The organism is Halogranum roseipondis (assembly GCF_059695585.1).
Genome location: NZ_CM185235.1, coordinates 868,661 through 884,155 on the forward strand (window position 1 = coordinate 868,661; position 15,495 = coordinate 884,155).

The 15,495-nt window shown below is 65.3% G+C and carries 20 protein-coding genes; 13 read left to right on the plus strand and 7 right to left on the minus strand.

From position 1 onward, the window contains the following. Positions 1–328: 328 nt before the first annotated feature. Positions 329–1,327 (plus strand): IS110 family RNA-guided transposase, encoded by a 999-nt coding sequence (locus EOHIBHHM_RS04640; protein ID WP_497250541.1) that lies wholly within the window; start codon positions 329–331, stop codon positions 1,325–1,327. A 774-nt stretch (positions 1,328–2,101) separates the two neighbouring features. Here EOHIBHHM_RS04640 and EOHIBHHM_RS04645 read toward each other — a convergent pair. Then, positions 2,102–2,854 carry a 2-phosphosulfolactate phosphatase gene (locus EOHIBHHM_RS04645; protein ID WP_497255080.1) on the minus strand — a complete coding sequence of 251 codons (753 nt, stop codon included), beginning with the start codon at positions 2,852–2,854 and terminating at the stop codon, positions 2,102–2,104. Positions 2,855–3,037: 183 nt separating this feature from the next. Here EOHIBHHM_RS04645 and EOHIBHHM_RS04650 point away from each other — a divergent pair, with 183 nt between their 5' ends. Further along, a complete protein-coding gene (locus tag EOHIBHHM_RS04650) occupies positions 3,038–3,679 on the plus strand; it encodes a helix-hairpin-helix domain-containing protein (protein ID WP_497255082.1) in 642 nt (213 codons plus the stop codon). 141 nt (positions 3,680–3,820) lie between these two features. Here EOHIBHHM_RS04650 and EOHIBHHM_RS04655 read toward each other — a convergent pair whose 3' ends face one another. Continuing rightward, positions 3,821–4,096 (minus strand): MarR family transcriptional regulator, encoded by a 276-nt coding sequence (locus tag EOHIBHHM_RS04655; RefSeq protein ID WP_089822161.1) that lies wholly within the window; start codon positions 4,094–4,096, stop codon positions 3,821–3,823. Between the two features lie 231 nt (positions 4,097–4,327). Here EOHIBHHM_RS04655 and EOHIBHHM_RS04660 point away from each other — a divergent pair, with 231 nt between their 5' ends. The 4 genes from EOHIBHHM_RS04660 (at position 4,328) to EOHIBHHM_RS04675 (ending at position 8,284) form a co-directional block, all read left to right on the plus strand. Continuing rightward, positions 4,328–4,642, plus strand: coding sequence for an EMC6-like membrane protein (locus EOHIBHHM_RS04660; protein ID WP_089822163.1), 315 nt, complete (start codon positions 4,328–4,330; stop codon positions 4,640–4,642). Position 4,643: 1 nt separating this feature from the next. Beyond that, positions 4,644–6,464 carry a ribosome biogenesis/translation initiation ATPase RLI gene (locus EOHIBHHM_RS04665; protein WP_497255084.1) on the plus strand — a complete coding sequence of 607 codons (1,821 nt, stop codon included), beginning with the start codon at positions 4,644–4,646 and terminating at the stop codon, positions 6,462–6,464. A gap of 88 nt (positions 6,465–6,552) precedes the next feature. After that, positions 6,553–7,542, plus strand: a complete 990-nt coding sequence (locus EOHIBHHM_RS04670; protein WP_497255086.1) for a DUF7972 family membrane protein — start codon at positions 6,553–6,555, stop codon at positions 7,540–7,542. A gap of 94 nt (positions 7,543–7,636) precedes the next feature. Then, positions 7,637–8,284, plus strand: coding sequence for a dienelactone hydrolase family protein (locus EOHIBHHM_RS04675; RefSeq protein ID WP_497256910.1), 648 nt, complete (start codon positions 7,637–7,639; stop codon positions 8,282–8,284). Positions 8,285–8,293: 9 nt separating this feature from the next. Here EOHIBHHM_RS04675 and EOHIBHHM_RS04680 read toward each other — a convergent pair whose 3' ends face one another. The 3 genes from EOHIBHHM_RS04680 to EOHIBHHM_RS04690 form a co-directional block, all read right to left on the minus strand. Then, positions 8,294–8,749, minus strand: coding sequence for a universal stress protein (locus EOHIBHHM_RS04680; protein WP_497255088.1), 456 nt, complete (start codon positions 8,747–8,749; stop codon positions 8,294–8,296). A gap of 152 nt (positions 8,750–8,901) precedes the next feature. After that, complete coding sequence (locus EOHIBHHM_RS04685; protein ID WP_497255090.1) at positions 8,902–10,080, minus strand: CBS domain-containing protein; 1,179 nt, start codon at positions 10,078–10,080, stop codon at positions 8,902–8,904. Between the two features lie 108 nt (positions 10,081–10,188). Then, a complete protein-coding gene (locus EOHIBHHM_RS04690; RefSeq protein ID WP_497255092.1) occupies positions 10,189–10,710 on the minus strand; it encodes an archaemetzincin family Zn-dependent metalloprotease in 522 nt (173 codons plus the stop codon). A 39-nt stretch (positions 10,711–10,749) separates the two neighbouring features. Between EOHIBHHM_RS04690 and EOHIBHHM_RS04695 the strand changes: the two genes are divergently transcribed. Genes EOHIBHHM_RS04695 through EOHIBHHM_RS04705 form a run of 3 tightly spaced genes read left to right on the plus strand, consistent with a single transcriptional unit; the run spans position 10,750 to position 12,287 of the window. Further along, the gene (locus EOHIBHHM_RS04695) at positions 10,750–11,154 is read left to right on the plus strand and encodes a UPF0146 family protein (RefSeq protein ID WP_497255094.1); all 405 of its coding nucleotides are present in this window, start codon (positions 10,750–10,752) and stop codon (positions 11,152–11,154) included. 39 nt (positions 11,155–11,193) lie between these two features. Further along, the gene (locus EOHIBHHM_RS04700) at positions 11,194–12,057 is read left to right on the plus strand and encodes a TIGR01548 family HAD-type hydrolase (protein WP_497255096.1); all 864 of its coding nucleotides are present in this window, start codon (positions 11,194–11,196) and stop codon (positions 12,055–12,057) included. Continuing rightward, complete coding sequence (locus EOHIBHHM_RS04705) at positions 12,054–12,287, plus strand: DUF7534 family protein (RefSeq protein WP_497255098.1); 234 nt, start codon at positions 12,054–12,056, stop codon at positions 12,285–12,287. Before EOHIBHHM_RS04700 ends, EOHIBHHM_RS04705 begins: the two co-directional genes overlap by 4 nt. A gap of 16 nt (positions 12,288–12,303) precedes the next feature. Here EOHIBHHM_RS04705 and EOHIBHHM_RS04710 read toward each other — a convergent pair whose 3' ends face one another. Beyond that, positions 12,304–12,789 (minus strand): hypothetical protein, encoded by a 486-nt coding sequence (locus tag EOHIBHHM_RS04710; protein ID WP_497255100.1) that lies wholly within the window; start codon positions 12,787–12,789, stop codon positions 12,304–12,306. A 182-nt stretch (positions 12,790–12,971) separates the two neighbouring features. Here EOHIBHHM_RS04710 and npdG point away from each other — a divergent pair, with 182 nt between their 5' ends. Together npdG and EOHIBHHM_RS04720 are read left to right on the plus strand one after the other, a co-directional pair. Beyond that, positions 12,972–13,640, plus strand: coding sequence for an NADPH-dependent F420 reductase (gene npdG / locus EOHIBHHM_RS04715; protein ID WP_497255102.1), 669 nt, complete (start codon positions 12,972–12,974; stop codon positions 13,638–13,640). Positions 13,641–13,664: 24 nt separating this feature from the next. Then, positions 13,665–14,099, plus strand: coding sequence for a hypothetical protein (locus tag EOHIBHHM_RS04720; protein WP_497255104.1), 435 nt, complete (start codon positions 13,665–13,667; stop codon positions 14,097–14,099). Positions 14,100–14,102: 3 nt separating this feature from the next. Here the strand turns inward: EOHIBHHM_RS04720 and EOHIBHHM_RS04725 are convergent, their stop codons facing one another. Continuing rightward, positions 14,103–14,369: a thioredoxin family protein gene (locus EOHIBHHM_RS04725; protein ID WP_089822192.1), complete on the minus strand. Its 267-nt coding sequence runs from the start codon at positions 14,367–14,369 to the stop codon at positions 14,103–14,105. A 163-nt stretch (positions 14,370–14,532) separates the two neighbouring features. Here EOHIBHHM_RS04725 and EOHIBHHM_RS04730 point away from each other — a divergent pair, with 163 nt between their 5' ends. After that, the gene (locus EOHIBHHM_RS04730; RefSeq protein ID WP_497255106.1) at positions 14,533–14,697 is read left to right on the plus strand and encodes a preprotein translocase subunit Sec61beta; all 165 of its coding nucleotides are present in this window, start codon (positions 14,533–14,535) and stop codon (positions 14,695–14,697) included. A 144-nt stretch (positions 14,698–14,841) separates the two neighbouring features. Beyond that, complete coding sequence (gene pdxT, locus EOHIBHHM_RS04735) at positions 14,842–15,444, plus strand: pyridoxal 5'-phosphate synthase glutaminase subunit PdxT (RefSeq protein WP_497255108.1); 603 nt, start codon at positions 14,842–14,844, stop codon at positions 15,442–15,444. Positions 15,445–15,495 lie beyond the last annotated feature (51 nt).

Below are 15,495 nucleotides of genomic sequence, written 5' to 3' on the forward strand. Positions count from 1 at the left end.
TTAGTCCACCCACTCAGGTGAGTTTCTCTCGTTTGCTGCATACACCCTCTGAGTGTTGCACGGTACTTCTGACATCGTTCTGTAAGGTTTCTGCGGTCGTGCTGACTCGATGGAAATTCTGCTACCCATAGAGCGCGTGAACAAAGTATGGGGCGCAAGAGACCGAGCTGAGTTCCGTGCCCGAGAGCACGTCGTGCTGACTGGTCCGAGTGCGCAGGAAGCCGAGACTTGGGCGAGACAGCCCGGATGCCGCTCGGCGGCATCCGGGAAAGCCCGCATAGGTGAATTTCTGTTCACGCACCGGCGTCCCATCCCGGAGGAACAAACCATGTACCTCGGAATCGACTTACACAAGCGGTACGCGCAAGTGGCAGTAATCGATCAGGCTGGTGAGCTTGTCGAAGAGGTTCGCGTCAAAAACGCGAACCTCGACGACCTCGCCCAGCGCTACGCTGGAGCCACAGCAGCGATCGAGGCAACCAGCAATTACTACCACGTCCATGATACTCTTTCAGAGTACTTGGACGTGGTTGTCGCCAACCCTGGCAAACTGAAGCTCATCGCTCACTCAGACAAGAAAACCGACCGCGTTGATGCGAAACAGCTCGCGCGGATGGTACGGCTCAATTCCATCCCCGAGAGTTACGTTCCTACCGATGAGGTTCGGAAAGCCCGCGCACTCGTGCGCGGGCGACAGAAGTTGGTCGAAAATCGAACCAGCTACGCGAACAAAGTTCACGGGTTGCTTTCTGAGCACGGCATCACCGAAGACGTGAAACCGCTGAGTGTGGAGGGACGAGAGTTCCTGCGGGAACTCTCGCTCCCGACACCGTGGGACTCGTTACTGGACTCCTACGTGACGATAATCGAAACGCTCACCGCTGAAATCGAGTCGCTCGAACTGGAGATCGAGGAACGCGCTGGGTCTCTGAAGGAGACCCAGCTGCTGATGACGATTCCTGGTGTCAGCTACTACTCAGCGTTAACGATCTACGCTGAACTTGGCGAGATCGAGCGGTTCGACGAGGATAAACAAGTCGTGAGTTACGTGGGATTGAACCCGGTGATCCGCGAGTCTGGCGACTCGCGGTTCGAGGGTGGCATCTCAAAGCGAGGATCCGGACGGGTACGATGGATCCTCGTCCAGTGTACGTACGTCGCAGTTCACACCTGTAACGACGAGTACTTGCGTCGGTTCTACGACCGCTTGGCAAGTCGCAAGAGTTCCAAGAAAGCAATCGTGGCAACCGCGCGGAAGCTACTGGTATCGATTTACCACATGCTTGACCGGGAGGAAGTCTACGACCCACCGGGGGTGAGCGCCTGAGAAAGGGAACCTGAGGGACGCCGGACCGGCGTCCCTCAGTGGCCGGGTGGAGCCAGCGTGAGCGACAGCTATAGCGGAACTCGTTCCGACCGCCTACCGGTTGTGGAGGTCTCAATCACCACGCAGCCTAGTGGTTTCGCGCCGTTGAAGAGCGAGAGACGTGAGATCGTGCGAACAACTTTATCGCCAGCGGTGGTTAGTTGAGCCAGCAGAATTTCCATAGGTGAACTCAGCGCGCATGTCGGTCATACCAGATTTCAATTCGGGCGTCTCAACGCTCAAAAGTAGACTCACAACCGCTTAAATAGAAGATCCGTTTACACGTATCTAATGGACGGCTTTCTCAACAGACGCTGGTTTGTCGGATTTTCGCGTCCCGTGACTGTGAGCGGATTGGTACTGTCGGTTCTGTTCTTTGCGACTGTCGCGTTCAATTTGTCACCCGCATTCTATCTGTTCGGTCGGAGTGCGACGATCTACGTAGTTGTCTTTACTGCAACCCTTCTCGGCAGTGTCGTCGCATATCTGAATGGCGGCTTGATTGCGACGTGGTCACTGGTGTTTGGGGCGTCATTCCCCCACTATTTCAGCGCGTGTTCGGCCACGCTTGCGGCAGCTGGGAGAGGAGCAAGCACCAGTTATGTTTGCCCGATCGAGCTACCTTGGTTCCTCGTCTTCTTTGAGGCACTCCCGATTACACTACTCGTGACGTTTGCACTCGGAACCAGTAGCTACCTACTAGGCCGGGGACTCCATGCCTTTTGTTAACCCCTCTCAGTTCGTTGCCGCTGCGGCGGTCGCCAGTCGGTCGCTCACGTCGACGAACGCGCCGTCTTCGAGCTTCGGCACCGCGGTCCGTTCGTCGAACGCGGTGATGTACTCGGTGAGGTCGCGCCGTCGCGTCGGATGGGCGTCCGCGAGGTAGGCTTCCCCCTTCGCGGTCGGCAGATGTTGGCGGAAGATCTCGCGTTCGACCTCCGTGGGCGGGTGGCCCTCGAGGTGCCGGCCGACGAGCGTCGCACCGATGTGGTCCTCGGTGGCGACGTCGCCGCGGGTGCCCGAGCTGACGAGGTAGGTCGGTCGGTCGTCGTCGCGAGCGCGGAGGTGGGCTGCGAGCGCCGCCGCGTTCGTCGTCGACCCGACGAAGACGTCGACGTCGTCGGGGTCGGGGTCGGTCGCGAGCAGCGCGTTGATCGCCCGGCCGCCGTTCGTCGAGGTCATGGCGACCGGCCGGCCCTCGACGTCGAGCGTCTGGACGAAGCTCGGCGAGTTGAAGAAGTCGTAGTCGCCGGCGGCCTCGTACTCCGCTGTCCGATTACCACCGGCGCAGACGTCGGGGTTCTCCGCTTTGCGTTCGAGCGTCTGCGGTTTCTCGTCGACCACGTGTAGCGACGCCGCGCCGTTCTCGAACAGTTCGACGACGGTGGTCGAGAAGAAGATGACGTCGACGACGACGTAGTTGCCCGGGGCGGGGTCGGCGGGGATCTCCTCACAGCGTTCGATGACTCGCGAGGCGAGCGTTTCCATCGACTCGTTATACGTTATCGCGAACTTAACGCTTTCTGCCGGGCGGATTCGGTCGATAGACGACACGTCGCGCCGACAGCTCTGTATGCGCTGCGCACGAACAGACGCAGTCTGAGGAAGGGAGCGTGGACGAGTGACCGCCGACGCGGCGGGCCGTCCTCGCTCTCGTCCTGGAGGTCCACAATGAAGGTAGTACTCGAAGACGGCACGGTGATCGACTGCGGCGGCTACAAGGCGCTCGACACGGGGTTGGTGCTGACCGAGGACCCGAATCGCAAGCACGTCGTCGGGTTCGTCCCGCACGACCGACTGCGGGTCGTGCTCCCCGACGACGCGCTCGGAGAGGACGAACGCGGGGACGGAACCGTCGCGTTCGTCTCCACCCCGGACGAGGAACGGCAGCGACGGATCGACGAACTCGAGTCGCAGGTCGCAGCGCTCGAAGCGCAGGTATCCGAACTCACGGCCGAGCGGACCGCGACGACCGAGTCCGAGACGGCCGAGTCCGAGGAGGGAGAGCCGGAGAATCTCACGGTGATCGACGGTATCGGCCCGAAGTACGCCGAACGGCTGACTGCGGCGGGGATCACGACGTTCAGGGCGCTCCGGGCGGCCGACGTCGTCGACGTCGCGGCGACGACTGGCGTCTCCGAGGAGCGTGCCGCCGAGTGGATCGACGCCACGAGGACGGCGCGAGGAGAACGAGAGACGGACGACCGGGAACGAACGGCGAGCGGGGAGTCGGAGCAGGCGTCGACAGAAGAGTCGGACCGGACGTCGACAGAGGAGTCCGCCGACGAGGAGCGACAGGAGACGACGGACTGACGACGGACGGCGTCGTCGCTCGCACGTCGAGTCTCGTCGGTAGCGGCGTGACTGTCAGGTCGGATAACGACGTGACTGTCGGGTCGGTGTCGTCAGTCGGAGAACGGAGAGTAGTGAGACGTCAGTGCCCGGAACGAATCGTCACTCTGCGCAGCAGGCCTCTTTGCCGCCGTCCGCTTCCGCCTTCAGCTCGTTGAGCTGATAGAGGTTCTGTCGGGCGTCGGCGAAGTAGACGTCTTCGTCGACCATCCCGATCCCTTCCAGTCGTTCGAGCGCGTAGCGGACGGTCCGCGCCGACAGCATCGACTCCTGCACGATGCCTTTCTGCGTGAGTGGACCGTTGTATTCGAGCACCTTGAACACCAGTTTCGCGCTCGGTGGGAGATCGTCGAGATTCTCCTCGTCAGTTCCAGCCATCATTACGATTCGAAAGCCGCCAGCGGCATAAAGGTTGATGGCCGACGTCCGGCAGAAACGCCAACGTGTCGACGTTTCAGGCGTTGAGCGGCCTAAAGCGATCGCTGGTGACTTGGGCAGTCATACACACCTGTCTCCGAGTTGGGTCCCGAGTCATATCAGCATGGTGGGCACAGTCGGAGCCAGCGGGCAAACGAACACCTTTTCATTCCTGATACCGGACCATGAGGCATGGCTACGGAAACGGCAACCGACTTCTCCGACCACATGCGGGGGGTGACGGTCACGACGCTCGCGTGTCTGGCCGGCGTCGCCGCCGCGCTCACGTCCGGCTACGTCGTCGGCACGAGCGCCGAGGCCGCCCAGCAGACCCTCTCTGTGGGTATCCTCGGGGCGTTCATCCTCGGGCAGTTCCCCCTGCTGCGGGTCGTCGGTATCGACGTCGAGGGGTTCGGCGTGAAGGACTATCTGTACGTCGCCTTCATGACGTTCACCCTCTGGTTCATCTCCTACGGCATCATGCTGACCGCAGAGGTCACGTTCTGAGATGTCCGACGACAGCATCGCCGTCGTCGACCTCGATCGGTGTTCGCCGGACCGCTGTAACTACGAGTGTTCGAACTTCTGCCCGCCGAACCGGACGGGCAAGGAGTGCATCACGCTCCGCGGCGAGGACACCGAGGAAGGCGACCCGGACCAAGTGAGAATCAGCGAGGAGATCTGTCTCGGCGAGACCTGCGGTATCTGCGTCGAGAAGTGTCCGTTCGACGCGATCGAGATCATCAACCTCCCCTCGGAGCTCACCGAGGACCCCATCCACCGCTACGGCGAGAACGCCTTCGCCCTCTACGGGCTCCCCGTCCCGGAGCCAGGGAAAGTGACCGGTATCCTCGGCCCCAACGGGATCGGGAAGTCGACCGCGGTTCGGGCGCTCGCCGGCGAGATCACCCCGAACCTCGGCAACTACGCCGAGGAACCGGGCTGGGACGCCGTCCTCGAGCGGTATCGCGGCACCGAGCTCCAGAACTACATCGAACGGCTGCTGGACGGCGAACTGACGGTGGCGAAGAAACCGCAGTACGTCGACCAGATCCCGAAACAGTTCGACGGCAACACGCGCGAGTTGCTCGAACGCACCGACGAGCGCGGGGCGCTCGACTACCTCGTCGACGAGCTGTCGATCCGGCCGGTGATGGACCAGGACATCGACTCAATCTCCGGCGGGGAGCTCCAGCGCGTCGCACTGGCGGCCACGCTCGCCCGCGACGCCGACTTCTACTTCCTCGACGAGATCACCCCCTATCTCGACATCGGTCAGCGCGTCAAGGCCGCCCGTCTCGTCCAGGAGTTGGCCGAGGACGACGAGGCCGACCGCTCGATGCTCGTCGTCGAACACGACCTCGCGATCCTCGACCTGCTGACCGACACGCTCCACGTCGCCTACGGTGAACCCGGCGCGTTCGGTGTCGTCACCGACCCCAAGTCGGTCCGCAACGGTATCAACGAGTACCTGAAGGGGTATCTCACGAACGAGAACATGCGGATCCGTCCGGAGTCGATCACCTTCGAGGAGCACGCCCCGCGTGAGACCGCCAAGGGCGACGTGCTCGTCGACTACCCCGACATCGCGAAGTCCTACGGCGAAGGCGAGTTCTCTCTCGAGGTCGAGGGGGGCTCGATCCACAAGAGCGAGGTGCTCGGCATCGTCGGTCCCAACGGGATCGGGAAGTCGACGCTCGCACAGCTGTTCACGGGTGCGCTCGAACCCGACGAGGGCGATCTCGACTTCCGGCTGGACATCTCCTACAAACCGCAGTACATCGAGATCGACCAGCCGATGCGCGTCGACACGTTCCTCTCCTCTATCACGGACGACTTCGGGAGCTCCTACTGGAACACCGAAGTCGCCCAGCCGCTCCAGCTCAACCGTATCATGGAGCAACAGCTCACCGACCTCTCGGGCGGCGAGCGTCAGCGGGTCGCCATCGCGGCCTGCCTGTCGAAGGACGCCGACCTCTACCTGCTCGACGAGCCGTCGGCACACCTCGACGTCGAACAGCGGGTGCAGGCGACCTCGGCCATCCGTCGCTACGCCGAGAACCACGACGCGACGGTGATGGTCATCGACCACGACATCTACATGATCGACCTGCTGGCCGACCGTCTGATGGTGTTCGACGGCGAACCCGCCCAGCACGGCCACGCCTCGAAACCGCAGGAGATGCGCGCGGGGATGAACGACTTCCTCGCCGACCTCGACATCACCTTCCGCCGCGACGAGCGGACGGGTCGTCCCCGCATCAACAAGCCCGGCTCGCAGCTGGACCGCCAACAGAAGAAGCAGGGCGAGTACTACTACGCCCCGTAGACGCGGGCTCGACCGTCCTCCGCAGGTTGCTCGGGGTTGGCCACTCGACTTTTGCCGTCGCCACGAGCACCGTCGGACGAAGCTCTCTATGACGAATCAAGACAGCCCAGACCACCTCAACCGTCTCAAAGAGTGGTATCTTCTCACCGGTAGTCGGCCGAGATTGGCCGGTATTGTCCTGCTCTGTCTCCTCGTCGTCACCGGCGTGCTCGTCGAGACGGGGATCATGTACGTCGGCCCCGGGAGTTCGATGCTCTCGCTTCTCGCCAGCGGGATGCTCTCGGGACTGCTCTCGCTCATCACGGTGAGTCTCTCCATCAACCAGCTCATTCTCTCTCGCGTCTTCGGGTCGCCGTCGGGGCTCACCGATCGACTCGAGGGGAACTTCGAGTTCCGTCGCAACGTCGAGGCGATCGCCGACGTCCGGACGAGTCCGAACGACCCGGCGTCGTTCCTCGGACTCGTCGCCGAGACGATCGAGCGGCGGGCGGCCAACCTCGAACGGACGATCGACGACTCGGAGGCCGACTACGCCGACGAGTTCGCCGAGTACACGCAGGAACTCGTCTCCTACGCCCAACATCTCGGTCAGGTCAGAGAGGGTGACGAGACGTTCAAGGTGCTCGACATCATGATCGGCAGCAGGTACGCCTACCACATGGATCGGGTCCGCGAACTCCGGTCGCTGTACGGCAACCACATCTCGACGGGGTCGAACGACGATCTCGAGGCGATCTTCGAGCTGCTGAAGGCCGTCGCCACCATCAGACAGTTCTTCAAGACGCTCGCGATCCAGCAGGATCTGGCCATCCTGTCGCGACGCATCATCTACACCGGGGTGCTCGCGGTCGTCACGAACTACGCGCTGACGACGGTGTACACGAGCTCGTCGAGTATCCCGACGACGATCTCGCCCGCTCAGCTCCCTCTCGTCGTCGTCCTCACGACGCCGATCCTGTTCGCCCCGCTCGTCTTCCTCGTGGTCTACCTCCTCCGGGTGGCGACGATCGCGCTCTACACCGCCTCCGTGGGGTCGTTCGTCCCGCCCGAAGAGCAGATCACGACGTCGAGCGACTGAGCGAGGGAGGCAAACAGCGATGTGACTGGCACGCGTCTCTCTACGGATGAGCATCGATCGTTCGGGAGACGCAGGTCGGGAGAACGAACTCGGGATGATCGTCGACATCGAGTTGGACGACGTCACGCTCGACGGGGCGCTCGTCGTCCCAGACGACGCGACGGGGATCGTCGTGTTCAGCCACGGCAGCGGCAGCAGTCGACACAGTCCACGCAACAACTTCGTCGCGGAGGTCGCCAGACGACACGGACTCGCCACGCTCCTCTTCGACCTCCTGACCGAGGCGGAAGACGAGACGTACGAGACTCGGTTCGACGTCGACCTCCTGACGCGGCGACTCGTCGACGTCACCGCGTGGGTCGCCGAGGGAGACGAGACGGCCGACCTCCGGATCGGCTACTTCGGGTCGAGCACGGGGGCGGCGTCGGCGTTACGGGCGGCCGCGGAACTCGGCGACCAGATCGGCGCGGTCGTCTCCCGCGGCGGTCGCGTCGACCTCGCCAGCGACGCGCTCGCGGACGTGACCGCACCGACGCTGTTCGTCGTCGGCGAGGCGGACACGGACGTCCTCGCGCTCAACGAGGCGGCGTTCTCGAAGCTCACCTGTACGAAGGAGTTGGAGATCGTCCCGGGTGCGGGACATCTGTTCGAAGAGCCGGGGACGCTCGACGCCGTCGCCGAACACGCGGCGACGTGGTTCGCACAGCATCTCGCCGAGACGGAGGAGAGCGCCGAGACGTAGGAGAGTCGGTCAGCGAACCACGGTCACCGGTACCGGCGACCGTTCGACGAGTCCCTTCGCGACGCTGCCGAGCAGCCCCTCGTACCGCTTCGAGTAGCCACGGTGGCCGACGAAGACGCCGTCGAACGGGACCCGTTCGAGGTACGAGGGGAGGACGGCCATCGGATCGCCGTAGAGCAACTCGCTCTCGACGTCGACGCCGGCGTCGGCGTCGGCGACCCGGGCCTCCGCGTCGTCGAGGACTCGCTGCGCGCGGTCCTCGGCGTCCGTCACCGCCTCGACGACGAGGCGTCGTTCGGCCTCGGAGAGACTCGTGATGGGGGCGTCACCGCCCTCCGAGTACACCTCCGGTTCGACTGCGTGGACCACGGTCAGCGAGGCGCCGAGTCCGTCGGCGATCGTGATGGCGTAGTCGAGTGCGCGCGTACTCTCTTTCGAACCGTCGACTGCGACGAGGAACTTCACGGGGAGTCACCGAGTACACTACGTTCGCCGTGCCGATAGCTGTTCGCGTGCCGAGAGGAGAACGGCCGCTCGCGTACCGAGCGAGGGAGCCGCCCGACGGGTGCTGGGAACGGCCGTTCAGGCGGCGTCAGCCACGATCGGACACGGGACCGTCAGTACCCCCGGAGGTGAGTCCGGGTGTCGTCGTCGGGATGCTTCTTGCTCTGTGCGTAGGTCTTCCGGTCGCGGATCTGACGGTCGACGACGTCGCGCGCCTCAGTGAGCGCGTGCCGGGCACCGTAGCCCTCGCCGGAGGCGACGAAGAGCCCCTTGTCGGTGAACAGTCGGATGCGAGCGAGCACGAGCGGCGTCCCGCGGAGCTTCTCGTCGTGGCGGTGGAGGTGGATGGTCGCGTCCAGCAGCGTCAGCTCGCCGTCCTTGCTGACGAGGTCGTCGACGAGCGTCGCCACGTCCGCGTAGGACATGTCCTCCAGCAACCCGATGCCGACGACCTGCACGCCGCGGTGGCCCTTCGGCGTCCACGTCAGCGACCGCAGCACGTCGGTCTTGGTGACGATGCCGGTCGGCGTCTCCGCCTCGTCGACGACGACGAGCGACGAACAGCCGACGTCGAGCATCCGGTCGACGGCGGTCTCGAGCGTCGCGTCGGGCGTGATGCTGTCGACCGGCGACGTCATCAGATCGCGGACCGGCAGATCGAGCATCCGGTCGGTGTCGCCCTCGCGGGCGCCGAACCCGCCGTGAGAGCGGCCGGTCGCGAGTCCGGGGTCGCCACCCTTGCTCTTCGACATCTCGCGGGTGGTGAACTCGACGACGTCCGAGGCGCTGAGGATGCCGACGAGGTCGCGGTCGTCGACGACCGGCAGGTGGGTGATGCGACGCTCGCGGAACTGGTTCAGCGCCGACCCCAGCGTGTCCGTCGGCGCGACGGTACAGAGGTCGTCCGTGGCGACGTCCTCGACGTCGAGCGCCGAGAGCGACGACTGGACCAGCTCGAGGAGGTCGTTCGCGTGGACGACGCCCTGGAGCGTGTCGCCCGCGAGGACGGGCAACACCATCGACCGCGACTCGACCATCAGCCGCGCGGCCTCCCGCACGTCGGTGGTCTCGTCGATCGTGGGGACGTGGTAGACGAGCGTGCCGACCTTCGCCGTCGGCTTTCGGTGCGACGCGAGCAGTTGCCGCTGCGTCACCACCCCCTCGTAGTCGGCGCTGCCGGTGACGACGACGGCCTTCAGCGTCGGATCGTCGAACGCGCCGGTCAGCTTCGAGACGGGCGCGTCGGCGTCGAGAGTACGGAACTCCTGGGAGACGATTTGTGAGATGTTCATCGAGAGACCTCCAGTCGTGTGTAGGACTCCCACGGGGATGAAGCAGTGGGACAGTTGTACGACAGAAAGAACGACCGAACGGGTTAAGTCGGGGACGACGGTCGGTAGCTACCGGTAGAACCGGCTACAGGTGCCGCAGAGGTTCTCCTCTTTGACGTCGACTTCGCGGACGGTCGGAGAGAAGCTCATCACGCACTTGGAGTTGTCGCAGTGTTCGAGTCCGAACGTGTGGCCGATCTCGTGGACGACCTCCTTGCGGACGCGGTCGGCGAACACCTCGCTTTGCGGCTTCGTCGAGATCCCACCGTCCGAGGAGGTCTGGAGGCGGTACGTCGAGATGACCGAGCCGTTGCCGTTGAGGTAGGCGAGACCGAACACGTAGTTGCGACGGCGATAGAAGAGGTCCTGGGGCGTGATACCGATGTTCTTGTCACCGCTACCGACCCGACTCGCGAGTTCGATGAACTCCTCGGCTCGGTACTGGTTGCGACCGCGATCGAACGCGCCCTCGGGGATCGTCTGCTCGTCGTGGACGGTCACGTCGAGGTCGTAGACCGAACGCAAGGCGGCCGAGGCCTCGCGCTTGACCTGTGCCGGAACGTCCCCGATGGGCACGATGTCGACAAGCATGAAAGGTGTTAAGCGGCCGTCTCTCATAAATATCCCGACGTGGAGAGCTTTCCCCGCGACGCGCTGGCCGCCCGCCTCACCCGCTACGACACGCTCCTCGAGGTGGGTGTCGGCCGCAACCCGGACGTCGCCGCGGCGCTCGCCGCCGCCGGCAAGACGGTCACCGCAACGGACGTCGACGAGGTCGACGTCCCCGACGGTGTGCGGTTCGTCCGCGACGACGTCGTCGCCCGGAGCGAGCGCTCCGAGCTCGGGTCGCTCTACTGTGTCGACGCCATCTACGCGTTGAACCTCCCGGCCGAACTGCAGCGTCCGACCCGCGACGTCGCCCGTCGCGTCGACGCCGAGTTCGTCTTCACGACGCTGGGCTACGAGGAGCCGACGATCCCGGTCCGACGCGAGACGGTGGGCAGAGAGACGCTGTACACCGCCGTCGACCGGTGAGACGGAAGAATTTTACCACGTGCGTTCCGCACGAAACCTATGCATGCGGACGCAGTCGTCCTCGACATCGACGGCGTGCTCGTCGACGTCGCCGACTCCTACCGGCGGGCCATCGTCGAGTCGGTCGACCGAGTGTACGGCAAGACCATCGACATCGAGGATATCCAGCAGTTCAAGGACGCCGGCGGCTTCAACAACGACTGGGAACTCACCTACGCCGCCGCGCTGTTCGTCCTCGCACGCCGTGAGGGACTCCGAACGAACGTCGCAGAGTTCACCGACGCCGTCGCCGAACGCGGGGGTGGACTGGAGGCGGCCCGCACCGTCGCCGCCGAGATGCCCAGCATCTCGCAGGCGCGGGTCCGCGACAAGTGGGACAGAGAACGCCTCCGCGACGTGTTCCAGACGCTCTATCTCGGCAGCGACCTCTACCGCGAGCTCGAAGGCGGCGACCCGCCGTTCGACGCCCCCGGCTACATCCACGACGAACCGGTCATCGTCGAACCGGAGACCATCGACGACCTGACGGACAGGTTCGACGTCGGCGTCGTCACCGGCCGCCCCGCCGCCGAAGCCGACATCGCGCTCGACCGCGTCGGCCTCGACGTCCCCGACGAACACCGCTTCACGATGGACGACTGGGAGGAGGGGAAACCCCACCCCCACGCGCTCGTCACGCTCGCAGAGCGGTTCGACGCCCACGCGGTGACGTTCACCGGCGACACGCTCGACGACGTCGAGACCGCCGTCAACGCCGCCGAGACGGACCCCGATCGGGAGTACTACGGCATCGGCGTCCTGACGGGCGGGCTGACGGGCGAGGAGGGTCGCCGGAAGTACGAGGCCGCCGGCGCGGCGGCCGTCGTCGACTCCGTCAACGACCTGCCCGAGCTACTGGAATGAGCCAGTACGGGCGCTTTCTCGTGACGATGCTCGTCATCGACGGCGTCGGCTACGCCGTCGTCGCCCTTCTCACCCCCGCGAACTCGCTGACGCAGTTGGCCGCCCTGGTCCCCGTTCTGCTGGTCGCCCCGTTCGTCGCGCGGCGACTCGTCTACGGCGAGTGGGTCTCTCGACCCGACGTCGAGGTCGAGGACGCGGGCGAGGGCGAGAACGGCGAGCGCGACGACTGAGGACGGACTCGCCTGCTCACCTGTCTCCGTCCAGCGGGAGCAGTCGCGTCCGGCCGCCGGGGTCGAAGTAGTCCACCTCGACGCCCGCTTCGCTCGCTCGCCCTCGGAGTTCGCGGGCGAGTTCGACCGTCTCGCGTCGCTCGTCCGCCGAGCGGAACGCGAGTCGGACGTCGTCGGAGCGGCCGTCGACGCGGAGATGCAGCGAGAACCCGGTCGGACGGACGAACGGTGCGAGCGCCCGGAGGTCGGCGTAGCGAACCCGCAACGTCTCCGGGTCGTGCGTCGCCTCGGTGCGGGTGACCGCGTGCGGGTCGTACAGCCCCAGCGACTCGGGGAGCTGGCCGAACAGACCGTTGGCCGCGTCGCCGACGAGACGTGCGAGACGCCCGTGTCGAGACGGTGCGAGGAGGAGCACGCCGTCCGTGAGGAACGCCCGTCCCGGTCGAGCGCGGTCGTCGGCCGTCGGACGGAGGAGGACGTCGTAGCTGCGGGGGTCGTCCATACGCGCCGTCTCTCTCCGCCGGCAGAAAGGCGTTCGGCCGACGACACCGGATGGACTGGCCGTTTGCGCACGCTCGTACTGTCGGCTGTCCCCTCGTGACGACATGCGACATCTCGAGGTGTCGAAACCCGTCGTGTGCGGACAGTCGACAGTATTACCTCCCGTCCCTCCACAGTCAGCGTATGCGAATCGCACTACTCGGCGGCACCGGCGACATCGGCGAAGGGTTGGCGCTGCGGTGGGCGTTCCACACGAACCACGACGTCATCATCGGCTCTCGTGACCCCGAGAAGGCGCGACAGAAGGCCGAGGAGTACGAGACCGAACTCGACAGCCGCGGCGTCGACCGAAAGATCAACGGCTTCGAGAACCCGATGGCGGCGGACCGCGCCGACGTCGTCGTCCTCTCGGTGCCGCCGTACCACGTCGCCGACACCGTCGAGGCCGTCGCCGACAAACTCGACGAGGGCGACGTGCTCGTTACGCCCGCAGCGGGCATCAAACGCGACGACGACGGCTTCCACTACCACCCACCGAGCGCGGGGAGCGTGACGCAGCTCGTCGCCGACGCCGCACCCGACGACGTCGCCGTCGTCGGCGCGTTCCACAACCTCGCGGCGGGTCGCCTCGCCGACCTCGACGCGGAGTTGGGGATCGACACTCTGCTCGTCGCCGACGACCTCGACGCGAAGGAGACGGTGCGGATGCTCGCCGAGGGGATCGAGGGACTGCGGGCGCTCGACGCCGGCGGTCTCGCCAACGCCTCGGAGGTCGAGGCGGTGACGCCGCTTCTCATCAACGTCGCGACGAACAACGACGGGATGCACGACCTCGGCGTGCGGTTCCAGTAGTCGACGCCACAGAACTCGTTCGACGTGTCCTCCTTCCGCCCTCCCTCGGTCCGCCTCCTCGCCCTCGCGTTCGCCGTCGTCACGTTTCTCGCGACGACCGTCGAGCGGTTTCTCTGGGAACTCGCGGACGTCCGCGTCGTCCTCGGCGTCGGCGTCGAACCCGTCGCCCGTCTCGTCCTCGCCGTCGTCGCCGTCGGCACGCTGAGTACGATCGGCTGGCAGGCGCTCGCGGGGCGCGGTCTACGAGCGGCCGCCACCGTCCTCGCCGGGCCGCTCGTCGGCCTCGGTGCGTTTCTCGTGCTCCACTGGGTCGTCTTCGGACCGAGCACCGACTCGCCGACGTGGCTCCTCTACCTCGCGCTCTGTGCCGCCGCGGCGGTCGCTGGCAGCGTCGTCTACGCGCTCGGCGTCGCAGTTCGGTGGGGCAGAAACAGGGCAGTCGAGTCCAGGCGGTCGTGAGACTTACGCGCCGGCCTGCTTCAGCGCCGCTTCGATGTCCTCGCGCTGCGTGACGCCGACGAAGCGGTCGACGACGCCGTCGTCGTTCTCGACGATGAGCGTGGGCAGCGAGCGGACCTGATACTGGTTGGCGATCTCCTGTTCCTCGTCGACGTCGACCTTCTCGAACGAGACGTCGGGGTAGTCGCCCTCGATCTCCTCGAGGATCGGGTCCTGCGTCTTACACGGGCCACACCAGTCGGCGTAGAAGTCTTTGAGTCGGACAGTCATTGTTCCCTTCTCCGGGTAGCCTACGAGTTCGTAAAAGGGTTTCCAAGGTGGATGTTTTCGATGCAGACAGGTCGCGGACACCGAACGTCGGACGGTGCGCTCTCCGGCAAAACCGTCCGGCGAGTCGAAACGTTTACGGCCTCAAAGAGCGCAGAGGAACAGTATGAGCAGTGGACAGAACAGCGGTGGCTTGATGTCGAGTGCCGGACTCGTCCGGTACTTCGACGCGGAGGACCGCAACGCGATCCGAGTCGACCCCAAGACCGTCGTCGCGTTCGGGATCCTCTTCGGTGTCGGTATCCAGGTCCTGAACATCATCGCCCTCTGAGGCCCCTCCGTCTCGACGACGCGACTTCTCGAACAGCCGTGGCTTCGGACGACCGACCGAGTCGAGACGCTCGACCGCCGACTCGCTGGACGACCGCGGCCGCCGGTCGCGTCTTTTTTATCGACCCGCTCCCGACAGTCGCCCATGCTACGTGCAGGCGTCGTCGCCGTACAGGGAGACGTGAGCGAACACGCCGCGGCGATCGAGCGCGCCGCACGACGCCACGGCGAGGAGGCCGAGGTCGTCGAGATCCGACAGTCCGGGGTCGTCCCCGACTGCGACGTCTTGCTCCTCCCCGGCGGGGAGTCGACGACGATCTCTCGACTGCTCCACGGCGAGGGGATCGCCGAGGAGATTCGGGCCCACGTCGAGGCGGAGAAACCCGTGCTCGCGACCTGCGCGGGACTCATCGTCGCCTCGACGGACGCCAAGGACGACCGCGTCGACCCGCTCGGCCTCGTCGACGTGACGGTCGACCGCAACGCGTTCGGCCGCCAGAAGGACAGCTTCGAGGCCCCGCTGGACGTCGACGGCCTCGACGACCCGTTCCCCGCCGTCTTCATCCGTGCGCCGCTCATCGACGACGCGGGCGACGTCGAGGTGCTCGCCCGGTGGGACGACGACCCGGTCGCCGTTCGCGACGGGCCGGTCGTCGGCACGTCGTTCCATCCGGAGCTCACCGACGACGTCCGACTCCACCGACTGGCGTTCTTCGAGTCGGCGACGGCGTCCGTCGAAGCCGAGTAGGGCGAAGGGGGAGACAACCCACGCTCTGACACCGGTCACGTGCCGAACTCG

Bases quoted from the DNA above. Each gene is read 5' to 3' on its own strand.
- EOHIBHHM_RS04640 (WP_497250541.1), top strand. From the start codon at position 329: ATGTACCTCGGAATCGACTTACACAAGCGGTACGCGCAAGTGGCAGTA.
- EOHIBHHM_RS04645 (WP_497255080.1), bottom strand. From the start codon at position 2,854: ATGGAAACGCTCGCCTCGCGAGTCATCGAACGCTGTGAGGAGATCCCC.
- EOHIBHHM_RS04650 (WP_497255082.1), top strand. From the start codon at position 3,038: ATGAAGGTAGTACTCGAAGACGGCACGGTGATCGACTGCGGCGGCTAC.
- EOHIBHHM_RS04655 (WP_089822161.1), bottom strand. From the start codon at position 4,096: ATGGCTGGAACTGACGAGGAGAATCTCGACGATCTCCCACCGAGCGCG.
- EOHIBHHM_RS04660 (WP_089822163.1), top strand. From the start codon at position 4,328: ATGGCTACGGAAACGGCAACCGACTTCTCCGACCACATGCGGGGGGTG.
- EOHIBHHM_RS04665 (WP_497255084.1), top strand. From the start codon at position 4,644: ATGTCCGACGACAGCATCGCCGTCGTCGACCTCGATCGGTGTTCGCCG.
- EOHIBHHM_RS04670 (WP_497255086.1), top strand. From the start codon at position 6,553: ATGACGAATCAAGACAGCCCAGACCACCTCAACCGTCTCAAAGAGTGG.
- EOHIBHHM_RS04675 (WP_497256910.1), top strand. From the start codon at position 7,637: ATGATCGTCGACATCGAGTTGGACGACGTCACGCTCGACGGGGCGCTC.
- EOHIBHHM_RS04685 (WP_497255090.1), bottom strand. From the start codon at position 10,080: ATGAACATCTCACAAATCGTCTCCCAGGAGTTCCGTACTCTCGACGCC.
- EOHIBHHM_RS04690 (WP_497255092.1), bottom strand. From the start codon at position 10,710: ATGCTTGTCGACATCGTGCCCATCGGGGACGTTCCGGCACAGGTCAAG.
- EOHIBHHM_RS04700 (WP_497255096.1), top strand. From the start codon at position 11,194: ATGCATGCGGACGCAGTCGTCCTCGACATCGACGGCGTGCTCGTCGAC.
- EOHIBHHM_RS04705 (WP_497255098.1), top strand. From the start codon at position 12,054: ATGAGCCAGTACGGGCGCTTTCTCGTGACGATGCTCGTCATCGACGGC.
- EOHIBHHM_RS04710 (WP_497255100.1), bottom strand. From the start codon at position 12,789: ATGGACGACCCCCGCAGCTACGACGTCCTCCTCCGTCCGACGGCCGAC.
- npdG (WP_497255102.1), top strand. From the start codon at position 12,972: ATGCGAATCGCACTACTCGGCGGCACCGGCGACATCGGCGAAGGGTTG.
- EOHIBHHM_RS04725 (WP_089822192.1), bottom strand. From the start codon at position 14,369: ATGACTGTCCGACTCAAAGACTTCTACGCCGACTGGTGTGGCCCGTGT.
- EOHIBHHM_RS04730 (WP_497255106.1), top strand. From the start codon at position 14,533: ATGAGCAGTGGACAGAACAGCGGTGGCTTGATGTCGAGTGCCGGACTC.
- pdxT (WP_497255108.1), top strand. From the start codon at position 14,842: ATGCTACGTGCAGGCGTCGTCGCCGTACAGGGAGACGTGAGCGAACAC.